Here is a 26751-nt window from a genome sequence, read left to right on the forward strand (position 1 = left end):
GCACCGGCAGTGGGGTGCGGCAGCCCGTGGGGGCCGGCAGGATGTTCAAAAACCCGTTGTTTCCAAATGCCACAACCAGGTGCCGCCCAATGGAGTTGCGGGAGGCCGGATCAACAAACCCAAAGCCCGCGCTGCTCGTCACTGGCGGTCTTGCGAACAAGCCACCGGACCGGAGTCCGAATGTGGATCGGGTTCCAGCCACGTTCATTCTCTCATACCCGGACTATTCCACGGCGGAAGGGGCGCTGCCTGTTCCCTTCCCTGAAGGGTCTTTCCAGCCGCCGGCGTTACAATCGGGCAAGGAGCACCCGATGAAAAGGACGCCTTGCCAATGCCCAGCATTTCCCCCGTCAGCGGCACCCACACGCCGGAGCGGACTGTTGATCCGGACACCAGCGAGGCCGGAGCCCGCCCGCCCATGACCCGCGACCGGCCCCTCGGCTGGCTGCTGGTGGTCACCGGGGTGGTTGGCTGGCTTGCCTCCGGAACACTGGTCCTGGAGAAACTGGAGGTCCTCAAGGATCCTAACCACACCACGGTGTGCGATGTGAACCCCTGGATCTCCTGCGGCCAGGTGATGCAGACCTGGCAAAGCTCGCTGTTCGGCTTCCCCAATATGTTCATCGGAATCGTGGCCTTCGCCATCACCATCACGGTGGGAATGGCGCTGCTCGCCGGCGCCAACTTTGCCCGGTGGTACTGGCTTGGCCTGCAGGCCGGCGTCACACTCGGCTTCGCGTTTGTGGTGTGGCTGTGGTCGCAGGCGCTGTACGTCATCCACATCCTGTGCCCGTTCTGCATGATTGTATGGGCGGCAATGATACCGCTCTTCGTGTGGGTGACCATCCGGAACATCAGCGCCGGCGTGATCCCGGTGCCGGCCAAGGCCGCACGCATTCTGGGTGACTCCGGCTGGATCATCACGGCCCTGCTCTACGTCGCCGCTATCGCCACCATCTTCTTCGCCTTTATCCAGGTTTTCGCCGGAACGTCAGGGTTCTAGGGCTGCGCTTCCTCGTCGGCAAAGATGAGTACCCTGTACTCGTGCGCCAGCAGCCCGGCCGCGCTCTAATTGAGGCAGGACTGCCGGAAACCCGGATCCGGGGCCAGCGGCAGTTCCTTCAACGAGAGAGGATCAGCTGCAATGAAAATCTTCCTTACGAGGGCAGCCTTGCCACTGGCACTGGGGGTCTGCCTTGTCGGAATGGCCGGAATCCCCGCCCTCGCTGCAGATCCGCCCGCGGCAGAACAATCACCGGTGGGCGGAGACCACGCCCATCCGCACTTTGTCATGACCGGCAACGGCTGCGTGGACATCAACCAGGTGCTGTTTGAGCCCGATGTGAGGGGCATGCATCGTGCCGCCGCCGTAACGGGAACGGACAAGGGGCCTTGGCACGGCGCCTGCCCAACTTCCTGACGGCGCAGTTCCACACCGGCACGCCCGCCTGAGGCACCTTGGGCTCACCACATTCCAAGAGACACCTGAGGCCCCGGTTTCCCGGGGCCCCAGGTGTCTGTTCACGCAGCGAATCCGGCAGTCTCCGGACCTATGCCTGGAACCAGATCTTGATCTCGCGCTCCGCGGAATCGGTGGAGTCTGAGCCGTGCACCAGGTTCTGCTGGACCTTCAGGCCCCAGTCACGGCCGAAATCGCCGCGGATGGTACCGGGGGCCGCCGTGGTGGGATCGGTGGTGCCGGCCAGGGAGCGGAATCCCTCGATGACCCGGTGGCCCTCGAAGATGGCTGCAACAACAGGGCCGCTGAGCATGAATTCCACCAGGGGCTCGTAGAAGGGCTTGCCCACGTGCTCCTCATAGTGCTGTTCCAGGAGTTCGCGCGAGGCGTCTACCTTCTTGAGTTCGGCCAGGGTGTAGCCCTTGGCTTCGATCCGGGCCAGGATGGCGCCGGTCAGGTTACGGGCGACGCCGTCGGGCTTGATCAGGACGAGGGTGCGCTCAGTGGTCACGACTGCTCCAATGCGTTGGGATGGGTTTCGGGGACAAGTCTACGGGGACTTGCCTACAGGAACTTGCTTACGGGGACTGCGGCTGCTCTCCCGGTCCGGCCGCCTGGTCCGGGTGCGCGGCCTCCCACTCCGCCTGCTCGCGGGCGCGCTCCCCGGCCTCGCGGTCCAGCCGGATTCCGGTGCGGATGCCGTACCACCATGCGGCTGCGAACAGGGCGCCCACCAGGAACATGGCGGGCTCGAAGATGCCGGTGAGGACCAGGACGAGCTGCAGGATCCAGCCCAGCCCGATGCCCCAAGGCCTCGTGAGGAAGGCGCAGGCCACGATCATCACAACACTGAGCCCGATCCCCACACCCAGGATGAGGGCCGGCGGGAACTCCCCGCGGCGCAGTCCGAACACCGCCAGGGTAGCGAAGAACATGACGAAGGCTTCCAGCAGCAGCACGGTGGACGCGAACATCACCTTGGTGGAGCGGCGCTTCCTGGGCATGCCCGGGCGCCATTCACGCTGGGCTTTGGTCAGCCTGGCCACTCAGGCCTCCGTCTTTCCGAGCAGGATCCGGGCCTCGGCAACCAGGGTGATGGAGCCAGTCACCAGGACTCCCCCTGACAGGTCGTCGTTGGCTTCGGCGCGTTCCACTGCCCACTCCAGGGCGTCGTCAAGCTTCTCCGCGATGTGCACGTTGTCCTCGCCGAAGCCAAGCTCAACCGCGAGTTCGGCCAGTTCCGCGGCAGGCACTGCCCGCGGGGAGTTCGACTGGGTGAAGCAGAATTCCTCCGCAATCCCGCCGAGCGATTCCTTGAGCTGCCGGAGGATCTCCTCAGCATCCTTTTCCTTCAGCACCCCCACAACCGGAACCAGCCTGGTGAAGTTGAAGGCTTCCTGCAGGGCGGCAGCGGATGCCTTGATGCCGTCCGGGTTATGGGCAGCATCCACAATGATGGTGGGCGCGGTCCGCACCACCTCAAGCCGGCCCGGCGACGTCACGTTGGCGAAGCCTTCCTGCAGCACGTCGAAGTCGAGTTCCTTTTCGCCCCCGAAGAATGCCTCAATCGCGGCCACGGCCACCGCGGCGTTCTGTGCCTGGTGGGCGCCGTGCAGCGGGACCAGCAGCTCCGGGTACCGGCCGGCGAGGCCCTGGATGCTCACCATCTGCCCGCCCACCGCCACAGTCCGGGACTCAACGCCGAATTCCACGCCTTCGAAACGGAACGGCACGCCCACGTCCTTTGCCTTCTCCAGCAGGACCTGTGCCGCGTCCAGGGGCTGGGCGGCGCTGATAAGGTAGCCGCCCGGCTTGATGATGCCGGCCTTCTCATGGGCGATGTCCTCGGTGGTGTCGCCCAGCAGGTCCGTGTGGTCGAGGGAAATGGGCGTGATGACGGAGACCTGGCCGTCGCCCACGTTGGTGGCATCGGTGATCCCGCCCAGGCCAACCTCGATGACGGCCACGTTGACCGGCTGGTCCGCGAAGATCGCGAAGCCCAGGATGGTGAGGCATTCGAAGTACGTGAGCCGGGGCTGGCCCGCGGCCTCAAGCTCGGAATCCACGATCTGCAGGTAGGGACGGATTTCGTCCCAGATCCGGACGAAGGTCTCGTCCGGAACCGGGTGGCCGTCGATGCTGATCCGCTCAGTGACCTTGGACAGGTGCGGGCTGGTGTACCGTCCGGTGCTGAGGCCATGGGCCCTCAGCACCGATTCGATCATGCGGGCGGTGGAGGTCTTGCCGTTGGTGCCGGTCACGTGGATGATCGGGAACGCCTTGTTGGGCTCTCCCAGCACGTCCATGGCGCGGAACAGCGGCTCGAGGCGCGGCTCCATCTTATTTTCCGGCGCCCGGCCCAGCAGTTCGGCGTAAACGCTCTCCACGGAGAATTCGTCAGTCATGGATCAGGCCTCTATTTTTTCGACGGCGACAGCCGGCTCGGCGGCGTCCGAAGGTTCTGCCATCAGGTCAACGGTGAGGGTCTCGCCCTTGACCAGGTCGGCGTTGGCGAGCAGGGCGTCGACGACGTTCTGCCGGGCAGTTACCGTGGTCCGGATCCGGTCGCTGACGTTCAGCCCGGCATCCTTGCGGGCCTGCTGGATGGCGCGGACCATGTCCCGGGCCAGTCCCTCGGCTTCCAGTTCCGGGGTGACCTCGGTGTTCAGGACAACGAAGCCGCCACCGGGAAGGACAGCGGCTGCACGTGAGCCGGCACCTTCTGCGGCTTCAGCCACGACGGTCTCAAGGATGTATTCCTGCGGCTCAAGCTCAAGGCCGCCCGCGGTGACCACGCCTGCTTCGCTGACGGACCAGTCCCCGGACTTGGAGCCCTTGATGGCCTGCTGTACGTTCTTGCCCAGCCGCGGTCCTGCAGCCCGGGCGTTAACCACAAGCTTCTGCTCGATGCCGAACTCCTCCGGGGAGGCGGCCTCTGCGTCGAGCAGGCGGACCGAACGCAGGTTCAGTTCATCGGCGACGACGGCGGCAAAGCCTTCCAGGGCGCCTGCACCGGGTGCCACTACCGTGAGTTCCTGCAGCGGGAGGCGCACGCGCAGGTTGGCTGCCTTGCGGAGCGAGGACCCGGTGGAGCAGATCTGCTGGACCTTGTCCATCGCCTCGACCAGTCCCGGGTTGGCCGGGAACAGCCCGGCGTCCGGCCAGTCGGCCAGGTGCACGGAGCGGCCGCCCGTGAGGCCGCGCCAGATCTCCTCGGAAACGAGCGGCAGCAGGGACGCAGCCACGCGCGCAACGGTTTCCAGCGCGGTGTAGAGAGCGTCGAAGGCGTCGACGCTCTCGTCGAAGAACCGCTGCCGGCTCCGGCGCACGTACCAGTTGGTGAGCATATCCAGGTAACTGCGCAGTTCGTCGCAGGCGCCGGAGATGTCATAGCTGTCGAGCTGGGCGGTCATATTGCGGACCAGGTCGCCGGTGTTGGCCAGCAGGTACTGGTCCAGGGTGTCGTCGTAACCGTCATAGCGCAGCTTCGCGTCGTAGCCTGAGCCGCCATTGGAGGCATTGGTGTAGAGCGTGAAGAAGCTGTACACGTTCCACAGCGGCAGGATGACCTGGCGGACGCCGTCGCGGATTCCCTGCTCGGTGACCACCAGGTTGCCGCCGCGCAGGATCGGGCTGGACATCAGGAACCAGCGCATGGCGTCGGAGCCGTCGCGGTCCAGGACCTCGGAGACGTCCGGGTAGTTGCGCAGGCTCTTGGACATCTTCTGCCCGTCCGAGCCCAGCACGATGCCGTGGCTGATGACGTTGCGGAAGGCCGGCCTGTCGAAGAGCGCGGTGGACAGGATGTGCAGCATGTAGAACCAGCCGCGGGTCTGGCCGATGTATTCCACGATGAAGTCGGCGGGGTTGTGGGTGTCGAACCAGGCCTCGTTCTGGAACGGGTAGTGCACCTGGCCGTAGGGCATGGAACCCGAATCGAACCAGACGTCCAGGACATCCTCCACGCGGCGCATGACGGACTGGCCCTCTTCGGGGGTTCGGGGATCGTCCGGGTTGGGCCTGGTCAGTTCGTCGATGAACGGGCGGTGCAGGTCCACCTGGCCGTCCTTGTTCAGCGGCAGCCGGCCGAAGTCCGCTTCGATCTCGGCCAGCGAGCCGTAGACGTCGGTGCGGGGGTATTCGGGGTCGGAGGACTGCCACACGGGGATGGGGCTGCCCCAGTAGCGGTTGCGGCTGATGGACCAGTCGCGGGCGTTCTCCAGCCACTTGCCGAACTGGCCGTCTTTGACGTTGCCCGGGATCCAGTTGATCTCCTGGTTCAACTCGGACATGCGGTCCTTGAACTTGGTGACTTCCACGTACCAGGAGGACACAGCACGGTAGATCAGGGGGTTGCGGCACCGCCAGCAGTGCGGGTAGCTGTGCTCATAGCTTGCCTGGCGGACCAGGCGTCCCTGGGCGCGCAGCACCTGCGTGATGGGCTTGTTGGCCTCGAACACCTGCAGGCCCGCGATGTCGTGCAGGTCCCCGTGCTTGAAAAGGGGCAGGAAATTTGCGCCCTCGTCCACGGAGAGGATCACCGGAATGCCGGCCTCCTCGCACACCTTCTGGTCATCCTCGCCGTAGGCAGGGGACTGGTGGACGATGCCGGTGCCGTCAGTGGTGGTGACGTAATCGGCAACCAGGAACCGCCACGCGTTCTCCATGCCGTATTTTTCGTTGTCTGCGAAGTCCCGCCACAGCGGCTGGTACTTAAGCCCCTCCAATTCCGCGCCGGTGTGGGTAGACACCACCGCGGCCTGGGCAGCCTCGAAATCCTCATAGCCCAGGTCCTTGGCGTAGTTGCCCACCAGGTCGGCCGCAAGCAGGAAGCTTCCCGTGACAGGCGCCTCCGAGGAGGCAGCCTTGATCCCGTTCGGGCCGGCGGGCAGCACCGCGTAGGTGATGGAAGGGCCGACGGCGAGCGCGGCGTTGGTGGGCAGCGTCCAGGGCGTGGTGGTCCAGGCGAGCGCCTGCACGCCGGCCAACTGCCGGGACAGCTCCGATTCCCCCGCGATGATCGGGAAGGTCACGGTGACCGTCTGGTCCTGGCGGTTCTTGTAGACGTCGTCATCCATCCTCAGCTCATGGTTGGACAGCGGTGTTTCGTCCTTCCAGCAGTACGGAAGGACCCGGTAGCCGTTGTAGGTGAGGCCTTTTTCGTGCAGCTGTTTGAACGCCCAGAGGACGGACTCCATGTACTCCACGTTGAGGGTCTTGTAGTCGTTGTCGAAGTCCACCCAGCGTGCCTGGCGGGTCACGTAATCGCGCCACTCGTCGGCGTACTTCATTACGGAGGCGCGGCAGGCGTCATTGAATTTGTCGATGCCCATGGCTTCGATCTGGGTCTTGTCCGTCATGCCCAGCTGCTTCATGGCTTCAAGTTCGGCGGGCAGGCCGTGGGTGTCCCAACCGAAACGGCGCTCCACGCGCTTGCCGCGCTGGGTCTGGTAGCGGCCTACCAGGTCCTTGGCGTAGCCGGTCAGCAGGTGCCCGTAGTGCGGCAGTCCGTTGGCGAAGGGAGGTCCATCGTAGAAGACAAACTCGTTGCTGCCGGGCTCGCCGCCGGGGGCATCCGCGCTGCGCTGGTCGATGCTGGCCTGGAAGGTGCCGTCCTGGTCCCAGTACTTCAGGATGCGCTCTTCGATCTCCGGAAACTTCACGGAGGCGGAAACAGCGGCACCGCCGCTGGACGACGCGCTGGCAGAAGTGGAGGCTGAGGCCTTGGGGTAATACGTCATGTCGACATCCTGGGTTGAGCTTGGCGAACTGCCGGCCTGCGCCGTCTTGTTCCGTTCAGGATGCGAGGACGGTTTGCCGTGTTGTCCGCCGGACCCCACGCTTGCCGCGGTACCACCTCACTTACCGGCGTTGCGTGTTCCCCGAAAGGAACAGGCGCCACGCCGGCCGCTCATTGACTGCTGTGACGGGCTTACCCGTCCGGTTCTACTGGCGCGGACCCCGTGACGGCAGTTCGCGTGTTCTTCCGGAAGCTCACCGGTGATTGCCGGGTCATAGCCATCTCTGAGTCTACTATCGCCGCCGGTCCATCGCCATTCCGGCACCGGGGCGTGCAAACCCTGCTGCGCAACAGCGGCCAGATGCCTAGACTCAAGCACATGGCCAACTCTGCACGGCTTCGGGAAGCATTGCGCCCGGGCAGGGCATACGCATGGCTTTGGTTCCTCCTGATGGTGCCGCTGGTGGGCTTGTCCATCCTTCGCGCAATCCCTGCCGCGTGGCCGGTGGGCATAATCCAGCTGCTGGCCTTCACTCCGTGGCTGGCGGCGCCGGCCGGAGCGGCCCTCCTGCTGGCCGTGCTGGGCCGGAACCGCTGGCATGCTGCCGTCAGCTCGGCGCTGCTGGCCTGCCTGGCCTTCTGGCTCTTCCCGCTCCAGGCAGGCAAGCGGGTTACCGGCGACGGGCCGACCGTGGAGTTACGGGTCATGAGTTTCAACTCGAAGCTGGGCCAGGCCGATGCCCGCACGGTTGTCCGCCTGGTGCAGGAGAACCGGATCGATGTGCTGGCCGTCCAGGAGCATTCCCAGGCGTTCCAGGAGCGCCTGGCTGCCGAAGGCCTGGACACGCTGCTGCCGGAAAGCGCGACCGAACCTGCCAAAAACGCCGGTGGCAGCGCCCTGTACTCGCGGTTTCCCCTTGAGGAGGCCGGACGGGTTCCCGGCACTGCGTTCCCGATGCCGATCGTCCGGGTTACCGTCACGTCACAGGGCAGGGCAGGGGTGCTGGAAGTGATCAATGTCCACGCCAGGGCGCCCGTGGAGCACATGGCACGGCAGTGGCGCAGCGACCTGGCCGCAATCGGAAGGGTGGCCGCCGGCGGCGGGAGCAGGCTCCTCATCGGAGACTTCAACGCCACCTACGACCACGCCGAGTTCCGCAGCCTCCTGCGCGGCGGGGAGGGTCCGGGACTTGTGGACGCGGGCGTGGCGGCCGGCGCACGGCTGGTGCCCACCTGGCCCATGGACGGACAGCTGCTGCCCGGCATCACCATCGACCACGTGGTGACCAGCCCGGATGTGGGGAGCTCCGGCTACGCGGTGCACCGGGTAGCCGGCAGCGACCATGCGGCGGTCACGGCGGTCCTTGGCGTCCCCGCGGGCTGATCCCTGGAGCCCCGCGGCCATGGGGTTCCCGGCAGCGTTCCAGCGGTCAGTTCTTGCGGATCAGCTTGTGGTTGGCTGCCTGGGCCACCGGCCGGATGACGATCTGGTCGAGGTTGACGTGGTGCGGAACGCTCACGGCGTACCGCACCACTCCGGCCACGTCACCTGCAGTGAGCGGTTTCTCCACCCCTTGGTAGACCTTGTCCGCAGCCTGCCGGTCACCGAGCCGGTTCAAAGCAAACTCCTCGGTCTGGACCAGCCCGGGTGCCACCTCGATGACCCGGACGTTGTGCTCGGCCTCCTCCAGGCGGAGGGCACCCGTCAGTGCGTGCTGGGCGAATTTCGCCGCGTTGTAGCCGCCACCGCCTTCATAGGCTGCGAGCCCGGCCGTGGAGGTCAGGTTGAGTACGGTCCCTTCGCCGTTGGCGCGCAGCATCGGCAGGAAGGCCCGGGTGAGTTTCATGGTGCCCAGCACGTTGACCCGGTACATCCACTCCCAGTCCCCAGTGTCGGCCGAACCGATGGTGTCGGCGCCCCGGGCACCGCCGGCGATGTTGATCAGCGTGTCGATGCCGCCCGCTTCGGCGACCTGCGCCACAAGCCGGGACACGTCGTCGTCCTCCGAAATGTCGGCAGGGACGGCGACTGCACCCGTTTCCTCCGCCAGGGCGGCGAGGCGGTCCGCGCGGCGCGCCACGGCAAACACGGTCCACCCGTCCGCCGCGAGGGCACGGACAGTGGCCTCCCCGATTCCGCTGCTTGCGCCGGTCACCACTGCTGCTTTTTTCTGTGAAACGTCAGTCATGGCACCACCCTAGCGGGGGCCACCGGACGGCCGCCTCCTGATGAGTCGCCGGATGAACCAACGCGCCGGCCGGCGCCTCGTGGACGCGAGGCGGGCGGACGGGGCGGGACATGAAACAATTGGCAGATGGCTGAAGACAAACAGGGTACAGACACGCCCACCACCGCCCCCATCAACGTTCCGGACAAGCCGGCCCTCGAGGGCCTCGAGGCTGCCCTTACGCAGCGCTGGCTGGCCGAGGGAACCTACAAGTTCAACCGGGAGACAACCCGGGACCAGGTCTACTCGATCGACACTCCCCCGCCCACCGCTTCCGGTTCACTGCACGTGGGGCACATGTTCTCCTACACGCAGACTGACGTGCTGGCGCGCTACCAGCGCATGACCGGCAAAAACGTCTTTTACCCCATGGGCTGGGACGACAACGGCCTGCCCACCGAACGCCGTGTCCAGAACTTCTACGGCGTCCGCTGCGACCCCTCCATCCCGTACAACCCTGGCTACCGGCCGCCGGCGCAGCCTGCGAAGAACCAGCGGGACTTCGACGTCGTCTCCCGCCGCAACTTCATCGAGCTCTGCGAGGAGCTGGCGGTTGAGGACGAGAAGGTCTTCGAAAACCTCTTCCAGACACTGGGCCTGTCCGTGGACTGGGAGCTGACATACCGCACCATCGACGACAACTCGCGGGCAGTCTCGCAGCGCGCGTTCCTGGCCAACCTGGCGGCGGGCGACGCCTACATGGCCGAGGCGCCCACCCTCTGGGACGTAACGTTCCGTACAGCCGTGGCCCAGGCCGAACTTGAGGACCGCGAGGTCCCCGGCGCCTACTACCGCTACCCGTTCTTCACCGAGGACGGACAGAAGATCCATATCGAGACCACCCGTCCCGAACTGCTGGCTGCCTGCGCCGCGCTGGTGGCGAATCCCGACGACGAACGGTACCAGCCGCTGTTCGGCAAGAAGGTCACGTCACCCGTCTTCGGCGTCGAGGTTGAGGTGAAGGCGCACCCGCTCGCCAAGGCGGACAAGGGCTCCGGCATTGCCATGGTGTGTACGTTCGGTGACCTGACCGACGTCACCTGGTGGCGCGAACTTCAGCTGCCCACCCGCGCCATCGTTGGCCGGGACGGCCGGATCATCAGCGAGGCTCCCGAGTGGATCACCACCGATGCCGGCCGTGAGGCCTTCGCCGCAATTGCCGGCAAGACGGTCTTCAGCGCCAAGGAAGAGGTGGTGAAGCTCCTCGCCGCGGCGGACCTGCTCGAGGGCGAGCCCAAGAAGATCATGCATCCCGTGAACTTCTACGAAAAAGGCGACAAGCCCCTGGAAGTGGTCACGTCCCGCCAGTGGTACATCCGCAACGGCGGCCGCGATGAGGACCGCCGGGAGCGGCTTATTGCCCGTGGCCAGGAGATCGACTTCCATCCTGCCTTCATGCGTTCCCGCTACGAGAACTGGATTTCAGGCCTGAACGGTGACTGGCTGGTTTCCCGCCAGCGCTTCTTCGGCGTGCCCATCCCCGTCTGGTACCCCCTGGACGCCGACGGCAACCCGGACTACGACTCCCCCATCGTGCCCTCCGACGAGCAGCTGCCCGTGGACCCGGCAGCGGACGCCGCCCCCGGCTTCACCGAAAGCCAGCGCGACGTTCCCGGCGGCTTCACTGGTGACGCGGACATCCTGGACACCTGGGCCACTTCCTCCCTGACTCCAAAGATCGTGGGCGGCTGGAAGCGCGACGAGGACCTCTTCGCCAAGGTCTTCCCGTTTGACGTCCGGCCCCAGGGCCACGACATCATCCGGACCTGGCTGTTCTCCTCTGTGGTGCGCGCGGACGCGTTGGAAAACAGCGCGCCGTGGAAGCACGCCGCCATCTCCGGTTGGATCCTGGACCCGGACCGCAAGAAGATGTCCAAGTCCAAGGGCAACGTGGTGGTGCCCACCGACGTGCTGGAGGAATACGGCTCGGACGCTGTCCGGTACTGGGCCGCTTCTGCCAAGCTCGGCGCGGACACCGCCTACGAGATCGCCCAGATGAAGATCGGCCGCCGCCTGGCCATCAAGCTGCTCAATGCCTCCAAGTTCGTCCTGAACCTGGGCGCCACAGAGGACTCGGTGCTGTCGGCGGACCTTTCCGTCCTCACCAATCCGTTGGACCGTGCGGTCCTGGCGCAGCTCGCCGAGGTTGTGGCCCAGTCCACGAAGGCCTTCGAGAACTACGACTACGCACGGGCGCTGCAGATCACGGAGAGCTTCTTCTGGCAGTTCACCGACGACTACGTGGAGCTCATCAAGGACAGGGCTTACGGCGCAGCGGGCGCCGCGGAGCAGGCCTCGGTGCTGGCAGCGCTGGCCACCACGCTGGACGCCCTGCTGCGGCTCTTCGCGCCGTTCCTGCCGTTCGCCACCGAAGAGGTGTGGAGCTGGTGGCGCAAGGGCTCGGTCCACCGTGCCGCGTGGCCGGCCGCCCTGGCGGTGCCGGGTGGCGACACCACCATGCTCGCAACGGTTGGTGTTGCCCTCAGCGGTGTCCGGAAGGCCAAATCCGAGGCGAAGGTGAAGCAGCGCACAGAGGTCCTGACTGCCACCATCACGGCTCCGGCTGGACTCGCCGGGCAACTGAATGCCGGCCTGGCCGACCTGAAGGCCGCCTCCAATGCCCGCGAAATTTCAATAGTGGTGGGCGAGGGCGAACTGAGCGTCACCGATGTAGAGCTGGCCCCCACTGAGGAGCCCGCGAAAGCATAGCTACCGTGGCCCTGTTTTTGGGCAAAGGGGAAGCCCCATCAGCGTTTTGCCGTTGGTGGGGCTTCGACTTTTCGGCCATCCGGTGACGTCTTGATGGTCTGGCAGAATCCGCTGATCTTCAGGTCTTCCTACGTTCGTCACTAGTAGCTTGCATCCTGACTTTGCCGATGGCTGCGTCGAATGCATATCACTGAATCTTTGGTTTCTGCGTCCCGCTTCTTTCGAAGTGGGTAAGAACTATTGTTGTCCCGGCCACCGCTATGCGCAAGAGCCCCCGCAGAACTACAACCGAGTAGTTCTGCGGGGGCTCTTGCCGCTCCCTCCGGGGCTTCCGGAAGGGCCGTGCCTAGTTGAATTCGGGGCGTTCGGTCCTGCTCCGCTTCAGTTCGAAGAAGTGCGGGTAGGAAGCAATCACAGTGGTGGCGTCCCACAGCTTGCCGGCTTCCTCGCCCCGCGGGATCCGGGTGAGCACGGGACCGAAAAAAGCCGTCCCGTTGAAGGCCACCACGGGCGTTCCAACGTCCTGGCCCACCAGCGAGATGCCTTCCTCGTGGCTGGCCCGGAGCTGGCGGTCGTAGGCGTCCGTGGTCGCGGCGCCGGCCAGTGTTGCGGGAAGGCCGCACTCCGCAAGCGCTTTGCTGATCACAGTGTCGCGGTCCTTTTCGCCCTGTTCATGGATCAACGTGCCCATGGCGTCGTAGAGTGCCTTGACCGTGTCCTTGCCGTGTTCCTCCTGGGCAGCGATGATGACGCGGACTATGCCCCAGGCGTTATCCATGGATTCGCGGTAGGAAGGTTCAAGGTCGCGGCCTTCGTTGAGGACGGCCAGGCTCATGACGTGCCACTCTGTCGCAATGTCGCGGATGGCCTCCACTTCACCGATCCAACGCGAGGTGATCCACGCGAACGGGCACAGCGGATCGAACCAGAAGTCGGCCTTGTTCTTAGCAGGCTCAGTCATGGGGAATTCCTTCGCTGGTTGCGGTGGCGCGGGGCAGCCACGGCGTTTACGGGGTACTGCTGGTAACCAGGCCCGGCCGGGAGTCAGGCAGACTTACGGCGCTTGGCGACGTGGGGAATGATGGTTGGCTCGACGCCCTTCAGCACAACGTCCTCGGTGATGACCACGCTGGCAACGTCTTCGCGGCTGGGGAGGTCGAACATCACGGGAAGCAGCACTTCCTCCATGATGGCCCGCAGTCCGCGGGCACCGGTGCCGCGTTCCAGGGCCTGCTCGGCGATCGCGTTGAGGGCGGTTTCATCGAAAACCAGCTCCACGCCGTCGATCTGGAACATTTTCTGGTACTGCTTCACCAGGGCGTTCTTAGGGGTGGACAGGATCTGGATCAGGGCGTCGCGGTCCAGGTTGGAGACGGTGGTGATCACCGGAAGACGGCCGATGAACTCGGGGATCAGGCCGAATTTCAGCAGGTCCTCGGGCATCACTTCACCGTAGGAATCCACCTTCTTGCTGGCATCATTGAGCGGCGCGCCAAAACCGATGCCCTTCCGGCCGGACCTTGAGCCAATGATGTCCTCCAGGCCCGCAAAAGCACCTGCCACGATGAAGAGGACATTGGTGGTGTCGATCTGGATGAATTCCTGGTGCGGGTGCTTCCGGCCGCCCTGCGGCGGGACGGACGCCACCGTGCCTTCCAGGATTTTCAGGAGCGCCTGCTGGACGCCTTCGCCGGAAACGTCGCGGGTGATGGAGGGGTTCTCGCTCTTGCGGGAAATTTTGTCGATCTCATCAATGTAGATGATGCCCTGCTCAGCCTTCTTGACGTCGTAGTCGGCGGCCTGGATGAGCTTGAGGAGGATGTTCTCCACGTCTTCGCCAACGTAGCCGGCCTCGGTCAGGGCCGTGGCATCGGCTACCGCAAAGGGCACGTTCAGGCGGCGGGCGAGGGTCTGGGCGAGGTAGGTCTTGCCACAGCCCGTGGGGCCGATCAGGAGGATGTTGGACTTGGCGATCTCGACGTCGTCGTGGTGGCCGCCGTCAGCGAGGCTCCCCGACTTGGGCGCATGGCCGGCCTGGATCCGCTTGTAATGGTTGTAGACAGCGACGGCGAGGGAACGCTTCGCGGGCTCCTGGCCGATGACGTATTCCTGCAGGAAATCGAAGATCTCACGGGGTTTGGGCAGTTCGAAGCTGCCCAGATCGGCGACTTCCGCCAGTTCCTCTTCGATAATCTCGTTGCAAAGCTCAATGCACTCATCGCAGATGTAGACACCGGGCCCGGCTATGAGCTTGCGCACCTGCTTCTGGCTCTTTCCGCAGAAAGAGCACTTCAGCAGATCCGTGCTCTCGCCAATCCGAGCCATATGTGAACCCCTTAGTATCTTGCTGCCTGGCAGCCTTGCACCGTTGCTGGAATCTCCACCAGCCTGCGTGGACCGGTTGTGACAACATCCACTCTAGGTCACATTCGCGTCCGAGGGTGGAAGGAAAAGGCCGGTGGTGCCAAATGATTGGCGCCACCGGCGCTTTGCTTTCCCGCTACCTTGTGATTGCCTGCGGTTTGATCTTGCGTGAGTCCAGGACCTGGTCGATCAGGCCGTACGCCTGTGCTTCTTCGGCGGTCAGGATCTTGTCGCGCTCGATGTCGTTGTTGACCTGCTCCGAGGTCCGTCCCGAATGGTGGGCCAGGGTGTCCTCGAGCCAGGAGCGCATGCGCATGACTTCGGCTGCCTGGATCTCCAGGTCTGAAGCCTGTCCGCCCTGGCCGCCGGACAGTGCCGGCTGGTGGATCAGGACCCGGGCATTGGGCAGGGCAAGGCGCTTGCCGGGAGTACCCGCCGCCAGCAGGACCGCCGCGGCGCTTGCAGCCTGGCCCAGGCACACCGTCTGGATCTCCGGACGGATGTACTGCATGGTGTCGTAGATCGCCGTCATGGCCGTGAACGAACCGCCGGGCGAGTTGATGTACAGGGTGATGTCGCGGTCCGGGTCGGTGGATTCAAGGACCAGCAGCTGTGCCATGACGTCATCGGCAGAGGCGTCATCCACCTGGACGCCGAGGAAGATGATGCGGTCCTCGAAGAGCTTGGTGTAGGGGTCCTGGCGCTTGAAGCCGTACGGCGTGCGCTCTTCGAACTGGGGCAGGACGTAGCGGCTGGTCGGGAGGTTACCGGCAGTCGATCCGAAGTTGTAGGTCATTTTTGGTGCTCCTGATCTAGTGTTCTAAATGCCGGGTTACTTCTCGGATGCCGGTTCGCCGGACGAACCATTTGCGGTTCCGCCACCGCCGGAAACGGAACCGGCGTGGGCCGCAATCTTGTCGAAGAAGCCGTATTCCAAGGCCTCGGTGGCTGTGAACCACTTGTCACGGTCGTTGTCCTTGAGGATGGTTTCAACGGTCTGCCCGGTCTGCTCGGCAGTCAGCTCGGCCATGACCTTCTTCATGTGCAGGATGAGCTCGGCCTGGATCTTGATGTCCGAAGCCGTGCCGCCGATGCCGCCCGACGGCTGGTGCATCAGGACGCGGGCGTTCGGAGTGGCGTACCGCTTGCCCTTGGTGCCGGAGGACAACAGGAACTGTCCCATCGAGGCGGCCAGGCCGGTGGCTACCGTGACGACGTCGTTGGGGATGAACTGCATGGTGTCGTAGATGGCCATGCCTGCCGTCACCGAGCCGCCCGGGGAGTTGATGTAGAGGTAGATGTCCTTGTCCGGGTTCTCGGCGGACAGGAGCAGCAGCTGCGAGCAGATGGCATTGGCGTTGTCGTCACGCACCTCTGAGCCCAGCCAGATGATCCGCTCTTTCAGGAGCCGGTTGTAGATGTAGTTGTCCTGGGCTGCGGGATCGACAGTCGCCATCCGGGGGGACTCAGGGTGCTGTGACATGTGTACTTACCTCTCGCTGGTGACGGTGACATCACTGAAAATCACTACTTGGACACTAACCGGTTTCAGGGCTGTTTTGTTCGCGCATCCACGGCTGTTCGCTGACGGCGCACGATCGGCGGGGCCTGTTCGGAGCATCAGGATCCAAGGCAAACGGCCCCCGGATCCAATGATCCGGGGGCCGTTCACACAGTGGCTCTCAGGCCTAGGCCTTGGCCTCTGCCTTGTCTTCCTCAGCGGCTGCCTCTACGGCCTCAGCCTCCGCCTCGGCAGCTTCGGCTGCGGGAGCTTCCTCTTCGCCGCCGGGACGGACGAAGTCGCTCAGGTCCACGGCCTTGCCCTCGGTGTCGGTGACCTCAGCCTGGCCCAGCACGACGGCCAGGGCCTTGCGGCGGCGGACCTCGGAAACCATCATGGGAACCTGGCCGCTCTGGTCGATGATCTGGGCGAACTGGTTCGGGTCCATGCCGTACTGGCTGGCGGTGGTGACGATGTAGTCGATCAGCTCGTTCTGGCTGACATTGACTTCTTCCTTCTCGGCAATGGCGTCGAGGATGATTTCGTTCTGGAAGGCGCGGGCCGTGTTGGCGCGGACCTCTTCGCGGTGCTCCTCGGTGTCGTGCTCGCCTTCACCGTGTCCGCTGCCCTCCTTGAAGTGGGCTTCGAGCTGCTCTTCAACGACGGAGTCCGGAACGGGGACCTCAACGAGCTCAACGAGCTTGTCCAGGACCTTGTCGCGGGCCTCGACGCCCTGCTCCACAACCTTGGAGTCCGCGGCCTGCTTGGCCAGGTCTTCGCGCAGTTCGGCGAGGGTGTCGAACTCGGAAGCGAGCTGGGCGAAGTCGTCGTTTGCCTCGGGGAGTTCGCGCTCCTTGACGGCTTTGACGACGACCTTGACCTGGGCGGCTTCGCCGGCGTGGTCGCCGCCCACCAGGGTGGTGTCGAAGATGGCATCCTCATCGGCGCTGAGCCCGGTGACGGCTTCGTCGAGCCCGTCGAGCATGGTGCCGGCACCCACCTGGTAGGACAGGCCGGAAGCGGAATCAACCTCTTCGCCGTCGATGCTGGCAGTGATGTCGATGGTGAGGAAATCGCCGTCCGCGGCGGGGCGGTCCACGGACTTGAGCGTGCCGAAGCGGCCGCGCAGTTCGTCGAGGGCCTTGTCCACGTCCTCGTCGGAGGAGGTGGCCGCCGCAACCTCAACCTTGATTCCGGCGTAGTCCGGGAGTTCGATTTCGGGGCGGACGTCCACCTCGGCAGCGAACTTCAGTCCGCCGTCCGTTGCGGTGGGGTCCGGGACCTCGGTGATCTCAACCTCGGGGCGGCTCAGGGGGCGGATGCCGGATTCCTGCACAGCGGCCTGGTACCAGCCGTTGAGGCCTTCGTTGATGGCGGTCTCCAGGACGTAGCCGCGGCCGACGCGCTGGTCGATGAGCTTGGCGGGGACTTTGCCCTTACGGAAGCCCGGGACCTGGATCTGCGAAGCAACGGTCTTGTAGGCCGAGTCGATGCTGGGCTTCAATTCCTCAAAGGGGACCTCAACATTGAGCTTGACCCGCGTAGGGGTGAGGTTCTCGACAGCGCTCTTCACGGTCTAAGTACTCCTGGGATTGTGGGATGGGTTTCTGCAAACGCAATGTTTTGTCCAGGCCGAGTGGTCCGGGCCGCAGAGTCGGGGTGACAGGATTTGAACCTGCGACTTCCTGCTCCCAAAGCAGGCGCTCTAGCCAAGCTGAGCTACACCCCGTTAGTGCACAGGCAAGTCTACGGTGATCCGCGCCCTGTTTGCACATTTGACACGTAGCCCATGGATTAGGTTTAGTTGTATCCGGCTTGAACAGCCAGCCCGGAGTTGCAGTCCTGCTAATATTGCAGATGCAGTTCTTCCGGGGACGTAGCTTAATGGTAAAGCCTCAGTCTTCCAAACTGATTACGCGGGTTCGATTCCCGTCGTCCCCTCCATAAACAAAGGCCCCTCGTCAGAGGGGCCTTTGTTGTTCTGTGCCCGTTGTCCTAGGACTGCTGGCAGTACGGGCACCAGTAGAGTTTTCGGCCCGCCATCTCGGCAAGCAGCACCGTGGTGCCGCAGACCCGGCACGGCATCCCGTCCCGCTTGTAGACGTAATGGGCGTTGTCGCGTGCGGGGAAAGTCCCGCTTTTCACAGCGGCCGCGGCTGGTTTACCGCTGCCGGACCAGTACCTGGGCGTCGTGGTGATGATGCGGCCGTCGGCAACGCCGTCGTTCATGACGGTCACGACGTCGCGCCACAGCCTGCGTGCCTCGGCGTCGGGCAGTGCGGTTCCCGGCAGCCAGGGATCGATACGCCGGCGGAAAAGGACCTCGGCGCGGTAGACGTTGCCAACCCCGGCGATGATCTTTTGGTCCATCAGGAGCGCAGCAACCGGGGTTTTCCGGCCCTGTACATTGGCCGCAAACCGTCCGGCGTCGCCCCGCAGGTTCCGCAGCGGGTCCGGCCCCAGCCGGGCGAGGACGGCGTCAGCCTCGGCCGCGGTAATTGCCTCGCAGGTGGTGGCACCCCTTAGGTCAGCCCATCCGTTGCTGCTGGCCAGCCTGACCCGCACGGCGCCCACGGGGTCCGGCGGACCGGCATAGGCGCTGTCCCCGTTGTTACCGCCGCCGTCGCCGTCGTTCGCGTCCGGGAACGTCTCCCGCTCCCCCACCCGGCGCGGGGCACCGATGCTGGAGGAGCCGGCGAACGTGCTGTCGCCGCCGAAACTCCAGGCGCCGTACAGGCCCAGGTGCACATGCAGCACCAGGGTGTTGTCAAAGTGCAGGAACAGGTGCTTGCCGTGCGCCTCGGCCGCGAGCAGGGTGTGCCCGTCCAGGAGCGCGGCGCCTCCGCTGAACCGGCCCTGCGGGCTGGACACAGTGAGCCGCTGGCCGCCGAATACGTCCCCGAACTGCCGCGCCAGGCGGCGGACGGAATGCCCTTCGGGCACTACTCGATGACCTCGCCGGTTGCTTCGTAGGCGGCGATCTTGCCGATGCGGCGGACGTGGCGCTCGTCATTGCTGAAGGGCTCGGTCAGGAAGGCCTCGACCAGCCGGGTCGCTTCCTCCACCGTGTGCTGGCGGCCGCCGACAGCAACAACATTGGCGTCATTGTGCTCGCGGGCGAGTGTGGCGGTCGAGTGGTTCCAGGCAAGGGCGGCCCTGACGCCCTTGACCTTGTTGGCGGCGATCTGCTCCCCGTTGCCTGAGCCGCCCAGCACGATGCCCAGGGCGTGGATGCCTGCCTGCTGGTCGGCAACCACGGCAAGGGCGGCATTGATGCAGAAAGAAGGGTAATCGTCCTGGGCGTCGTAGGTCTTGGGACCGTGGTCCACCACCTCGTAGCCCTTGGCTGTCAGGTGGGACACCAGGTGGGCGCTCAGTTCCATGCCCGCATGGTCGGTGGCGATGTGGACCCGCGGGAAGGCAGGGGATGATGTCACGAGCAGAATCCGTTCGGTTGAGGGCGCCGGCAGCCGGCCGGGACGGCGCAGGCCAGGGTCAGGACAACAGGGTCAAGAATACTAGGACTCCGGCTGGCCGGGCGTCGGCGCGGCCCCGCCGCCGGGCCGGGCCCTTTCAGCAACCCGCGTCAGTACCTCGGCCAGCCTCGCCGCCGAGGCAGGACTGCCCCCGCTCACCGCGAGGCGCTGGCCGTCGGTTTTGCTGACGACGACGGCGGGACCGCTGCTGACGAGCATGGCGGCAGTACCGCCGTGGTGCCGGTAGCCCCACCCGCCATAGTCTGCGGCCTTCACCTCGGCGGCGGTGGCCACTGAGATGGCTCCGGCCGGGACGTTCATGACCGGCACGATGCCGGCCAGCAGGACTTTGAGGCCGCGGCGGTCGGCTTTGATGCGCGCGAACAGGAACGCCGCGCCCACCACCGCGAGGAGCACGAGGAGCGCACCGAGCCAAGGCACTGCAACGGCGATGAGGGCAGCCGGAAACAGCGATGCGATGGCGATCATGACGAACACCGAACTGCGGGCATGGACCCAGAGCCGGATGTCGTCCCGCGTCAGGTCGGGGTCCGCCTCCCTCGCGATGGCCAGCTGGAGGGCCCGGTCGTCATCCGGTGACCACTGCTGGTCAGCTTTGAAGGCAAAGGCCACGATCACGCCGAGCGACAGGGCCGCCCCGCTTCCGAGTGCCAGGACGGTCATGTCCACATGGGATTCACGGGCGTCCGCAAGCCCTGCCTGTCCCACAATCCCGGCAGCGAGGGCGCTGGTGACGAAGAGCGTGAAGAACAGCCCGGCGCCCATCATGATCCGGCGCATCAGCACGGGCCTGTTGATGGGCACGGCCTGGAAGAGGACCAGCCAGCCGCCGGCCAGGATCATCAAGGCTCCTGCCGTGACGTAGGCGCCGAAGGGCGCGAAGGAGGCCCCGCCGTCGTCCGTCCATCGGATGGCGAGCGGCTCCGGAAGGTCCGGCCGGAGCAGGAAGGCGCACACCACGAAGGCCGCCGCCACCAGCACCGGGAACCCCACCACAAACCGAAGGGCTTTCGTGTCCACCGACTCCATGAACTTTCCCATGATTTAACGCTACTCCCACCGCCCGCCGGCGGCTTCCCGCCTCCCGCAGCGGCACCTGCGTGCCGGGCTACTGGCCAAGGCCGGGGGATGCAAGAATGATCAATGCCGCCGCTGGGCACGCCAGCAGGCGGCGCAACCTTTCTGGAGGCCCCACTTTGCCAGGTATGAATCTGACGCGAGCTGAAGCCAGCGAACGTGCCGCCCTGATCGCCGTTGACTCCTATGACGTCAGCCTGGACCTGACCCGGGGCGGAGAGGTCTTTAGCAGCACCACCACGGTGAAGTTCAGCGCCACGCCGGGGTCCTCAACGTTCATCGACGCAGTCACACGCGCGGTGCACAGCGTCACCCTGAACGGCAGGAGCCTTGATCCGGCCACGGTGGCGGACGGCGTCAGGATCCAGCTCCCGGAGCTCGGGGAACACAACGAACTCACGGTGGTGGCCGACGCGCCATACATGAACACCGGCGAGGGACTCCACCGCTTCGTGGACCCGGTGGACAACGAGGTCTACCTCTACACGCAGTTCGAGGTCCCTGATGCGCGGAGGATGTTTGCCGTCTTCGAGCAGCCGGACCTGAAGGCAACCTTCACGTTCACCGTCACCGCCCCCTCCCACTGGGACGTCATCTCGAACTCGCCCACGCCGGCGCCCGTGGAAGCCGCGGCAGGGGACGACGGCGCTGCCCGCTCTGTGTGGGCCTTCTCCCCCACTCCCCGGCTCTCCTCCTACGTCACGGCCCTGATCGCAGGCCCCTACCAGTCGGTGCGCAGCGAGGTGACCAGCTCGGACGGCCGCGTCATCCCGCTCGGCGTCTTCGCCCGGAAGTCGCTGATGCAGTACCTGGACGCTGACAACATCTTCGAACTCACCCGGCAGGGCTTTGAATTCTTCGAGTCGCAGTTCGGCTGCCCCTACCCGTTCGAGAAGTACGACCAGCTCTTTGTGCCCGAGTTCAACGCCGGCGCCATGGAAAACGCCGGCGCGGTGACCATCCTGGAGGGCTACGTCTTCCGGAGCAAGGTCACCGACGCGCAGGTGGAGCGCCGGGCCATCACCGTCCTCCACGAACTTGCACATATGTGGTTCGGCGACCTGGTAACCATGCGCTGGTGGAACGACCTGTGGCTCAACGAGTCCTTCGCCGAGTACATGTCCCACCTCGCAGCCGTCGAGGCGACGGAGTTCACCAGCGCCTGGACCACGTTCGCGTCCGTTGAGAAGTCCTGGGCCTACCGCCAGGACCAGCTGCCCACCACGCACCCCATCTTCGCCGAGATCAATGACCTGCAGGACGTGGAGGTCAACTTCGACGGCATCACCTACGCCAAGGGCGCGTCGGTGCTCCGCCAGCTGGTGGCGTGGGTGGGCCCGGACCAGTTCATGGCCGGCGTGCGCGAGTACTTCGCCAAGCATTCATGGCAGAACACCGAACTGGGCGACCTGCTGCTGGAGCTGGAGAAAGCCAGCGGCCGCGACCTGGACGGTTGGGGACGCCAGTGGCTGGAGACCGCCGGCGTCAATACCCTGAAGCCGGAGCTTGAGGTGGACGGCGAGGGCAGGCTCACGTCCTTCGCCATCGTCCAGTCCGCCGTGGACGAGTGGCCCACCATCCGCCCGCACCGGCTGGCCGTGGGGTTCTACAACCTCAACGGCGCCGGCAAGCTTGAGCGGGTGCACCGCGAGGAACTGGATGTCGACGGCGGACGCACAGAGGTTCCGTCGCTGGTGGGGCTGGCCCGGCCGGACCTGGTCCTGGTCAATGACGACGACCTCGCCTACGCCAAGGTGCGGCTGGACGAAAAGTCGCTCGCGACGGCGACCGCCCACCTGAAGGACTTCAGCCACAGCCTGCCACGGACGCTCGTGTGGAACTCCGCGTGGGACGCTGCCCGCGACGGCGAAACCCCGGCACGGCGGTACGTGGAGCTGGTCCTGGCCAACGTGGCCGCCGAATCCGATTCCTCGGTGATCCTGGTCCAGCTCCGCCAGCTTGCCACCACCCTGAACTTCTACGTGGCCGAGGAACACCGCGAGCGGACGGCGGTGGCTGCGGCGGACCGGCTGTGGGAACTGGCGTCCCAGGTGCCGGGCGGGTCGGACGCGCAGCTGCAGTTCGTGAAGTCGTTTGCGCTGCTGGCGGGCAGCGACGCCCAGCTGGAGAAGGTGACGGGACTCCTGGACGGCGCCCTGGTCCTGGACGGGCTGACTGTTGACCAGGACCTGCGCTGGGAGCTGGTCACGTCACTTGTGGTGGGCGGACGCCTCGGCCAGGACGGAATCGACGCGGAACTTGCGCGGGACAACACCTCCAGCGGCCAGAATGCCGCTGCCCTTGCAAAGGCCGCCATCCCCACGCCGGAGGCGAAGGCAGCCGCCTGGGAATCCATTGTGGTCAAGGGCGAGCTCTCCAATGCACTGCAGGGCTCAGCGGTCACCGGCTTCATGCGCGTGCTGGACCGGTCCCTGCTGGAGCCCTACGCCGAAAAGTACTTCGAGGCAGTGCCGGGAATCGTCGAAACCCGCACCCACGCACTGGCCCAGCAGATCGTCGTCGGACTCTATCCTGCGCTGCTGACCACCCAGGCAACCGTGGACCGGACCGACGGCTTCCTGGCGGCGCTTCCGCCCGCAAGCGCCGCTCTGCGGCGAATGATGCTGGAAAACCGCGATGGCGTCGCCCGGGCGCTGCGTGCTCGCGCTGCGGATGTCCTTCCCGGCGAAACGGTGCCTGCGTCATGAGCCTGCACGAGCACCGCTACGGGCTGACGGTCCAGTGGACGGGCAACTCGGGCAGCGGGACGGCGTCCTATCGCGGCTACTCGCGCGACCACGACATCCTTATTCTGGGGCTCCCTGTCCTCAAGGGCTCCGCGGACCCCGCCTTCCACGGAGACCGGGAACGGTACAACCCGGAGCAGCTGCTCCTGGCGGCCCTTGCCCAGTGCCATATGCTCTCTTTCCTGCACGTGGCCGTGAAGCATGGCGTGGTGGTCACGGCTTACCGGGACGAGGCTTTCGGGCTGATGAGGCTGAACCGGGACGGCAGCGGCCAGTTCGAGCGAGTGACGCTCCGGCCGCAGGTGACCGTGGCAGACGCTGCGCAGGTGGAGCTGGCCGGCCGGCTCCACCATGAGGCGAACCAGGTGTGCTTCATCGCCCGCAGCGTGAACTTCCCGGTGGAGCATGAACCGGTGACGCTAGCGCCCTGATGCCCAAGTAAGTAGCGCTAAGTGTCGTTTTGGAGCTCCAAAACGACACTTAGCGCTACCTAGTTGGGGCAGCGGGACTCAGAGCTTCTTGGCGAGGCGCGCCTCGGTTCCGGGGGACAGTCCCGCCTTCCGCGGCCTGTCCAGCCCGAGCCGGCGTTCGTCCGCCAGGGTGTCCTGCAGGGTCTCCTGCCAAGGCCGCAGCTGAAGCCCGGCAGCGACGGCTGCCCGGTTGCTCCGCGCCATGAAGCCCTCATGCCCGGGCGGGAGCCAGAGCGGCAGCGAGTCCGGGCCTGCCCAGTAGTTGACGCCCTGGTTCGCAAGCCACTCTTCTTCCGCCGGAAGAACCTCGCCGTCGTGGCCGGCGGTTTCCCTGGCGGCGGCAAGGTACGTTCCGAAAGCCACCTGCCCGCCCAGGGCGTTCAACGCTCCGGCGACACCCTTCCCGGCCGCCTTGAGGACCCAGGCAGCAAGGTCGCGGACGTCGATGACCTGGGTTGGATGATGACCGGCCGCGGGAACCACCACCGGATTCTTGTCCCTGGCGAAGCGGGCGGGCCAGTAGCCGTAGCGGTCCGAGCTGTCCCCCGGGCCGCCGATCAGGCCGGCACGGCACAAGTGGGCTTTCCCGCCTGCCGCTTCGAGGGTGGCGGCCTCGATGGCCGCCTTCGATTCGCCGTAATTCTCCGGAGTGGAGGGAATTCCCGGCGCCAGGGGCTGCAGGAGCGCGGCGTCCTCAGTTTCGTTCGCAAGCGAGGCGTCGGCGTAGACGGAGCAACTGGAAACGAACGTCCAGTGCGCTGCCCGGTGCGCGAGGGCGTCGAGGGCTTCGGTGGCGGGGACGGGGTCCCGGGCCACCTCAACCACCTCGTCCCACTCCCCCTTGGCGCCCGCGTAGGCGTTCGCGCCCAGTGAACGGTCCTCCCTCAGCCACGTGGTTCCCGCTGGCGGGGCCGCCGCGGAACCACGGGCAAGGCAGGTGACGTCGTGTCCCGCCGCCACCGCCTGGCGGGCAATTTCTGCGGACAGGAAGGCCGTTCCGCCGAGGACAAGAATGCGCATGTTCAGACGCTACGGCGATAGTGTTGAAGAAGAACAGAGCCTTCCGCGCCGGGCGTAACCGGCGCTGCGGCATCCCTTCCCGGCGCAGCCGAAGAACAGCAGGAGCACTTCCCCCTTATGGTCAGCACGTTGTCGATCCTTCCGAACTCCGCCAGCCAGCCGGACGGCATCAGCGTCACGGGCATCGTGATCAGCCTCGGCGTTGGCGTCGCCATCTGGCTGGTAGCCACGTTCGTGATTTCCCGGATCACCAGGCGCGTGGCGGCAGGCAGCAACTTCTTCAAGAAGCCAACCTTCAAATGGGCTGCCCCTGCCTTTAGGGCCCTGGACCATGAACGGCGCGTCCAGCGTGCGGAAACCATCGGCTCGCTGTTGAACAGCGTGGTCGGCGTGCTCGTGGTGATCATCACCGGCATGTACGTCCTGCAGAACCTGGACATTAACATCGCACCCCTGCTGACGAGCGTCGGCATCCTGGGTGTGGCCATCGGCTTCGGTGCCCAGCAGCTGATCCGCGACTTCCTGGCCGGGATCTTCATTACCATTGAAGACCAGTACGGAATCGGCGACGTGATCGAGACCAGCGAGGTTGTTGGCGTGGTGGAGTCAATGGGTTTGCGCATCACCCGCGTACGTTCGGACGACGGCGCTATCTGGTACCTGCGCAACGGCGAGATCCTGCGCGTCGGCAACCGTTCGCAAGGCAACTACGTGCCGCTGCACGAGTCGGAGGACGGCACCACGGACCAGGGCACGGATCAGGCCGAACCCAAGAAGACTGACCAGAAGGCCGGAGACTAGGAATGACAATCCCCATCGAACCCCAACGGCCGCAGCTGATGCAGAATGATCCGTTCAGCAAGCCCGGCTACACCGACAACTTCTACGATGCCGTGGGCGGGCATGAAACGTTCGTGAAGCTGATCGACGTCTTCTACGACGGAGTGGCAACCGATCCGCTCCTCCGCCCCATGTATCCCGAAGAGGACCTGGCGCCTGCGAAGCGCCGTTTCCTGATGTTCCTGGAACAGTACTGGGGCGGGCCCACCACCTATGGCGAGGAGCGCGGCCACCCCCGGCTCCGCATGCGGCACATGCCCTTCAAGGTGACGCCGGAGGCCAAGGACCGCTGGCTCTTCCACATGCGGAGGGCTGTGGACTCCCTGGAACTGCCGCCGCTCTACGAGGGAACGTTGTGGGACTACATGGAGCGGGCTGCGCTGTCCATGGTGAACAGCCCCGGCTGATGTTGCCCTAACCGCCGTTAGAGCAGTGCGCTTCCGGTCCGCGCGAGCACGTGGCCGCGCGTGCCTGTAAGCCGGAACCAGCGCCCTGCCCGGTAGAGCTTCTGGTCGCCGTCGGCCAGGAATCCCAGGGCCAGGGCCGCGAAAGCGGCTCCGGCCGGCAGGCCCGATCCGTCCAGTTCCCTGCCCCACACGGCGGCACGGGCGTTGTTGACGATCAGCGCCCCCGGCTTGTCAGGCACGATTCCCGCCACTTCCGCAATACCTGCTTCGGCGGCTTTCCGCAGCGCTGCATCGCTCCGTGAACCCATCAGCTCCCACCCGCTCCGGGGGGCACCCACCCCCGTCCACGACTCGGTGACGGTGGACGGCGGAACCGGCAGCTCGACGTCGTCCGCCCCTGCCCGCGCGAGGCGGTCCAGGACGGCGGACAAAGACACTGTCACGTCCGTCGCCGAAGGTTCCGCGAGGGCCATGGTCCGCAGCCCCAAAATGGTGGGAGTCGATTCACCCAGGAGCCTCGGCCGCAGCACGCAGACGTACGCGGCGAGAACGGAACCCGCAGCCTGGAGCCTGATGGCGCCGTCGTCAATGGACTTTGCGCGCGTGGCGAAGGTCTTCAGGTCGGCGAGATCCTGGGGATCGGCGAAGCGGAAGGACGAGGTGAGGAGATCAGACACACCAAGAACACTACC

Annotated in this window: 23 protein-coding genes and 2 tRNA genes; 9 read left to right on the forward strand and 16 right to left on the reverse strand. The window is 65.5% G+C overall.

Annotated elements, in window-relative coordinates:
• Positions 1-331: 331 nt before the first annotated feature.
• Together C3B78_RS11600 and C3B78_RS11605 are read left to right on the forward strand one after the other, a co-directional pair.
• A complete protein-coding gene (locus C3B78_RS11600) occupies positions 332-1003 on the forward strand; it encodes a vitamin K epoxide reductase family protein (RefSeq protein ID WP_104998212.1) in 672 nt (223 codons plus the stop codon).
• Positions 1004-1144: 141 nt separating this feature from the next.
• A complete protein-coding gene (locus C3B78_RS11605; protein WP_104998213.1) occupies positions 1145-1420 on the forward strand; it encodes a hypothetical protein in 276 nt (91 codons plus the stop codon).
• Positions 1421-1550: 130 nt separating this feature from the next.
• On the opposite strand, the gene ndk is transcribed toward C3B78_RS11605, so the two are convergent.
• From ndk to ileS, 4 genes are all read right to left on the reverse strand, one after another.
• Positions 1551-1970, reverse strand: a complete 420-nt coding sequence (ndk, locus tag C3B78_RS11610; protein ID WP_104998214.1) for a nucleoside-diphosphate kinase — start codon at positions 1968-1970, stop codon at positions 1551-1553.
• Between the two features lie 67 nt (positions 1971-2037).
• Positions 2038-2505, reverse strand: a complete 468-nt coding sequence (locus C3B78_RS11615) for a DUF4233 domain-containing protein (protein ID WP_104998215.1) — start codon at positions 2503-2505, stop codon at positions 2038-2040.
• Entirely contained in the window at positions 2506-3864 is a 1359-nt protein-coding gene (locus C3B78_RS11620; RefSeq protein ID WP_104998216.1) for a bifunctional folylpolyglutamate synthase/dihydrofolate synthase, read from the reverse strand.
• A 3-nt stretch (positions 3865-3867) separates the two neighbouring features.
• A complete protein-coding gene (gene ileS, locus C3B78_RS11625) occupies positions 3868-7200 on the reverse strand; it encodes an isoleucine--tRNA ligase (protein WP_104998217.1) in 3333 nt (1110 codons plus the stop codon).
• A 378-nt stretch (positions 7201-7578) separates the two neighbouring features.
• Here ileS and C3B78_RS11630 point away from each other — a divergent pair, with 378 nt between their 5' ends.
• Complete coding sequence (locus C3B78_RS11630) at positions 7579-8583, forward strand: endonuclease/exonuclease/phosphatase family protein (RefSeq protein ID WP_104998218.1); 1005 nt, start codon at positions 7579-7581, stop codon at positions 8581-8583.
• Between the two features lie 46 nt (positions 8584-8629).
• Here C3B78_RS11630 and C3B78_RS11635 read toward each other — a convergent pair whose 3' ends face one another.
• Positions 8630-9388, reverse strand: a complete 759-nt coding sequence (locus tag C3B78_RS11635; protein ID WP_104998219.1) for an SDR family oxidoreductase — start codon at positions 9386-9388, stop codon at positions 8630-8632.
• Between the two features lie 126 nt (positions 9389-9514).
• Between C3B78_RS11635 and valS the strand changes: the two genes are divergently transcribed.
• Entirely contained in the window at positions 9515-12136 is a 2622-nt protein-coding gene (valS, locus tag C3B78_RS11640) for a valine--tRNA ligase (protein ID WP_104998220.1), read from the forward strand.
• A gap of 346 nt (positions 12137-12482) precedes the next feature.
• Here the strand turns inward: valS and C3B78_RS11645 are convergent, their stop codons facing one another.
• The 6 genes from C3B78_RS11645 to C3B78_RS11670 all read right to left on the reverse strand — a co-directional run bounded on the left by C3B78_RS11645 (position 12483) and on the right by C3B78_RS11670 (position 17730).
• Entirely contained in the window at positions 12483-13097 is a 615-nt protein-coding gene (locus tag C3B78_RS11645) for a mycothiol-dependent nitroreductase Rv2466c family protein (protein ID WP_104998221.1), read from the reverse strand.
• A gap of 83 nt (positions 13098-13180) precedes the next feature.
• Positions 13181-14461 (reverse strand): ATP-dependent Clp protease ATP-binding subunit ClpX, encoded by a 1281-nt coding sequence (gene clpX, locus C3B78_RS11650; protein WP_104998222.1) that lies wholly within the window; start codon positions 14459-14461, stop codon positions 13181-13183.
• A gap of 175 nt (positions 14462-14636) precedes the next feature.
• The gene (locus C3B78_RS11655; RefSeq protein WP_104998223.1) at positions 14637-15296 is read right to left on the reverse strand and encodes an ATP-dependent Clp protease proteolytic subunit; all 660 of its coding nucleotides are present in this window, start codon (positions 15294-15296) and stop codon (positions 14637-14639) included.
• 36 nt (positions 15297-15332) lie between these two features.
• On the reverse strand, positions 15333-15956 hold the full coding sequence (locus C3B78_RS11660; RefSeq protein WP_104998224.1) for an ATP-dependent Clp protease proteolytic subunit: 624 nt from the start codon (positions 15954-15956) through the stop codon (positions 15333-15335).
• A gap of 232 nt (positions 15957-16188) precedes the next feature.
• Positions 16189-17574: a trigger factor gene (tig, locus tag C3B78_RS11665; RefSeq protein ID WP_104998225.1), complete on the reverse strand. Its 1386-nt coding sequence runs from the start codon at positions 17572-17574 to the stop codon at positions 16189-16191.
• An 81-nt stretch (positions 17575-17655) separates the two neighbouring features.
• Positions 17656-17730, reverse strand: a tRNA-Pro gene (locus tag C3B78_RS11670).
• A gap of 141 nt (positions 17731-17871) precedes the next feature.
• Between C3B78_RS11670 and C3B78_RS11675 the strand changes: the two genes are divergently transcribed.
• A tRNA-Gly gene (locus C3B78_RS11675) sits at positions 17872-17945 on the forward strand.
• Positions 17946-17996: 51 nt separating this feature from the next.
• Here C3B78_RS11675 and C3B78_RS11680 read toward each other — a convergent pair.
• The 3 genes from C3B78_RS11680 to C3B78_RS11690 all read right to left on the reverse strand — a co-directional run bounded on the left by C3B78_RS11680 (position 17997) and on the right by C3B78_RS11690 (position 20539).
• Complete coding sequence (locus C3B78_RS11680; RefSeq protein ID WP_104998226.1) at positions 17997-18944, reverse strand: Fpg/Nei family DNA glycosylase; 948 nt, start codon at positions 18942-18944, stop codon at positions 17997-17999.
• Entirely contained in the window at positions 18944-19438 is a 495-nt protein-coding gene (locus C3B78_RS11685; RefSeq protein WP_104998227.1) for a ribose-5-phosphate isomerase, read from the reverse strand. Before C3B78_RS11685 ends, C3B78_RS11680 begins: the two co-directional genes overlap by 1 nt.
• Positions 19439-19519: 81 nt before the next feature.
• Positions 19520-20539, reverse strand: coding sequence for a hypothetical protein (locus tag C3B78_RS11690; RefSeq protein WP_104998228.1), 1020 nt, complete (start codon positions 20537-20539; stop codon positions 19520-19522).
• Positions 20540-20703: 164 nt separating this feature from the next.
• On the opposite strand from C3B78_RS11690, the gene pepN reads away from it, so the two are divergent.
• Positions 20704-23283, forward strand: coding sequence for an aminopeptidase N (gene pepN / locus C3B78_RS11695; protein WP_104998229.1), 2580 nt, complete (start codon positions 20704-20706; stop codon positions 23281-23283).
• The gene (locus C3B78_RS11700) at positions 23280-23753 is read left to right on the forward strand and encodes an OsmC family protein (RefSeq protein ID WP_104998230.1); all 474 of its coding nucleotides are present in this window, start codon (positions 23280-23282) and stop codon (positions 23751-23753) included. The genes pepN and C3B78_RS11700 overlap by 4 nt, the downstream gene beginning before the upstream one ends.
• Positions 23754-23831: 78 nt before the next feature.
• Here the strand turns inward: C3B78_RS11700 and C3B78_RS11705 are convergent, their stop codons facing one another.
• A complete protein-coding gene (locus C3B78_RS11705) occupies positions 23832-24812 on the reverse strand; it encodes an NAD-dependent epimerase/dehydratase family protein (protein WP_104998231.1) in 981 nt (326 codons plus the stop codon).
• A gap of 117 nt (positions 24813-24929) precedes the next feature.
• Here C3B78_RS11705 and C3B78_RS11710 point away from each other — a divergent pair, with 117 nt between their 5' ends.
• On the forward strand, positions 24930-25613 hold the full coding sequence (locus C3B78_RS11710) for a mechanosensitive ion channel family protein (protein WP_104998232.1): 684 nt from the start codon (positions 24930-24932) through the stop codon (positions 25611-25613).
• Positions 25614-25615: 2 nt separating this feature from the next.
• Positions 25616-26059 (forward strand): globin, encoded by a 444-nt coding sequence (locus C3B78_RS11715; protein ID WP_104998233.1) that lies wholly within the window; start codon positions 25616-25618, stop codon positions 26057-26059.
• A 17-nt stretch (positions 26060-26076) separates the two neighbouring features.
• On the opposite strand, the gene C3B78_RS11720 is transcribed toward C3B78_RS11715, so the two are convergent.
• Positions 26077-26736, reverse strand: a complete 660-nt coding sequence (locus C3B78_RS11720; RefSeq protein WP_104998234.1) for a hypothetical protein — start codon at positions 26734-26736, stop codon at positions 26077-26079.
• Positions 26737-26751: the final 15 nt, after the last annotated feature.

Origin of the sequence: Arthrobacter sp. PGP41 (assembly GCF_002953935.1) — a bacterium.
Lineage (GTDB): Bacteria > Actinomycetota > Actinomycetes > Actinomycetales > Micrococcaceae > Arthrobacter.

Excerpts from the sequence above, each read along its gene's own strand:
- C3B78_RS11700 (WP_104998230.1), top strand. The coding sequence starts at position 23,280 with ATGAGCCTGCACGAGCACCGCTACGGGCTGACGGTCCAGTGGACGGGC.
- valS (WP_104998220.1), top strand. The coding sequence starts at position 9,515 with ATGGCTGAAGACAAACAGGGTACAGACACGCCCACCACCGCCCCCATC.
- C3B78_RS11715 (WP_104998233.1), top strand. The coding sequence starts at position 25,616 with ATGACAATCCCCATCGAACCCCAACGGCCGCAGCTGATGCAGAATGAT.
- clpX (WP_104998222.1), bottom strand. The coding sequence starts at position 14,461 with ATGGCTCGGATTGGCGAGAGCACGGATCTGCTGAAGTGCTCTTTCTGC.
- C3B78_RS11660 (WP_104998224.1), bottom strand. The coding sequence starts at position 15,956 with ATGGCGACTGTCGATCCCGCAGCCCAGGACAACTACATCTACAACCGG.
- C3B78_RS11630 (WP_104998218.1), top strand. The coding sequence starts at position 7,579 with ATGGCCAACTCTGCACGGCTTCGGGAAGCATTGCGCCCGGGCAGGGCA.
- C3B78_RS11635 (WP_104998219.1), bottom strand. The coding sequence starts at position 9,388 with ATGACTGACGTTTCACAGAAAAAAGCAGCAGTGGTGACCGGCGCAAGC.
- C3B78_RS11710 (WP_104998232.1), top strand. The coding sequence starts at position 24,930 with ATGGTCAGCACGTTGTCGATCCTTCCGAACTCCGCCAGCCAGCCGGAC.
- C3B78_RS11620 (WP_104998216.1), bottom strand. The coding sequence starts at position 3,864 with ATGACTGACGAATTCTCCGTGGAGAGCGTTTACGCCGAACTGCTGGGC.
- C3B78_RS11705 (WP_104998231.1), bottom strand. The coding sequence starts at position 24,812 with ATGCGCATTCTTGTCCTCGGCGGAACGGCCTTCCTGTCCGCAGAAATT.
- C3B78_RS11655 (WP_104998223.1), bottom strand. The coding sequence starts at position 15,296 with ATGACCTACAACTTCGGATCGACTGCCGGTAACCTCCCGACCAGCCGC.
- C3B78_RS11605 (WP_104998213.1), top strand. The coding sequence starts at position 1,145 with ATGAAAATCTTCCTTACGAGGGCAGCCTTGCCACTGGCACTGGGGGTC.
- C3B78_RS11600 (WP_104998212.1), top strand. The coding sequence starts at position 332 with ATGCCCAGCATTTCCCCCGTCAGCGGCACCCACACGCCGGAGCGGACT.
- C3B78_RS11645 (WP_104998221.1), bottom strand. The coding sequence starts at position 13,097 with ATGACTGAGCCTGCTAAGAACAAGGCCGACTTCTGGTTCGATCCGCTG.
- C3B78_RS11690 (WP_104998228.1), bottom strand. The coding sequence starts at position 20,539 with ATGGGAAAGTTCATGGAGTCGGTGGACACGAAAGCCCTTCGGTTTGTG.
- ileS (WP_104998217.1), bottom strand. The coding sequence starts at position 7,200 with ATGACGTATTACCCCAAGGCCTCAGCCTCCACTTCTGCCAGCGCGTCG.
- pepN (WP_104998229.1), top strand. The coding sequence starts at position 20,704 with ATGAATCTGACGCGAGCTGAAGCCAGCGAACGTGCCGCCCTGATCGCC.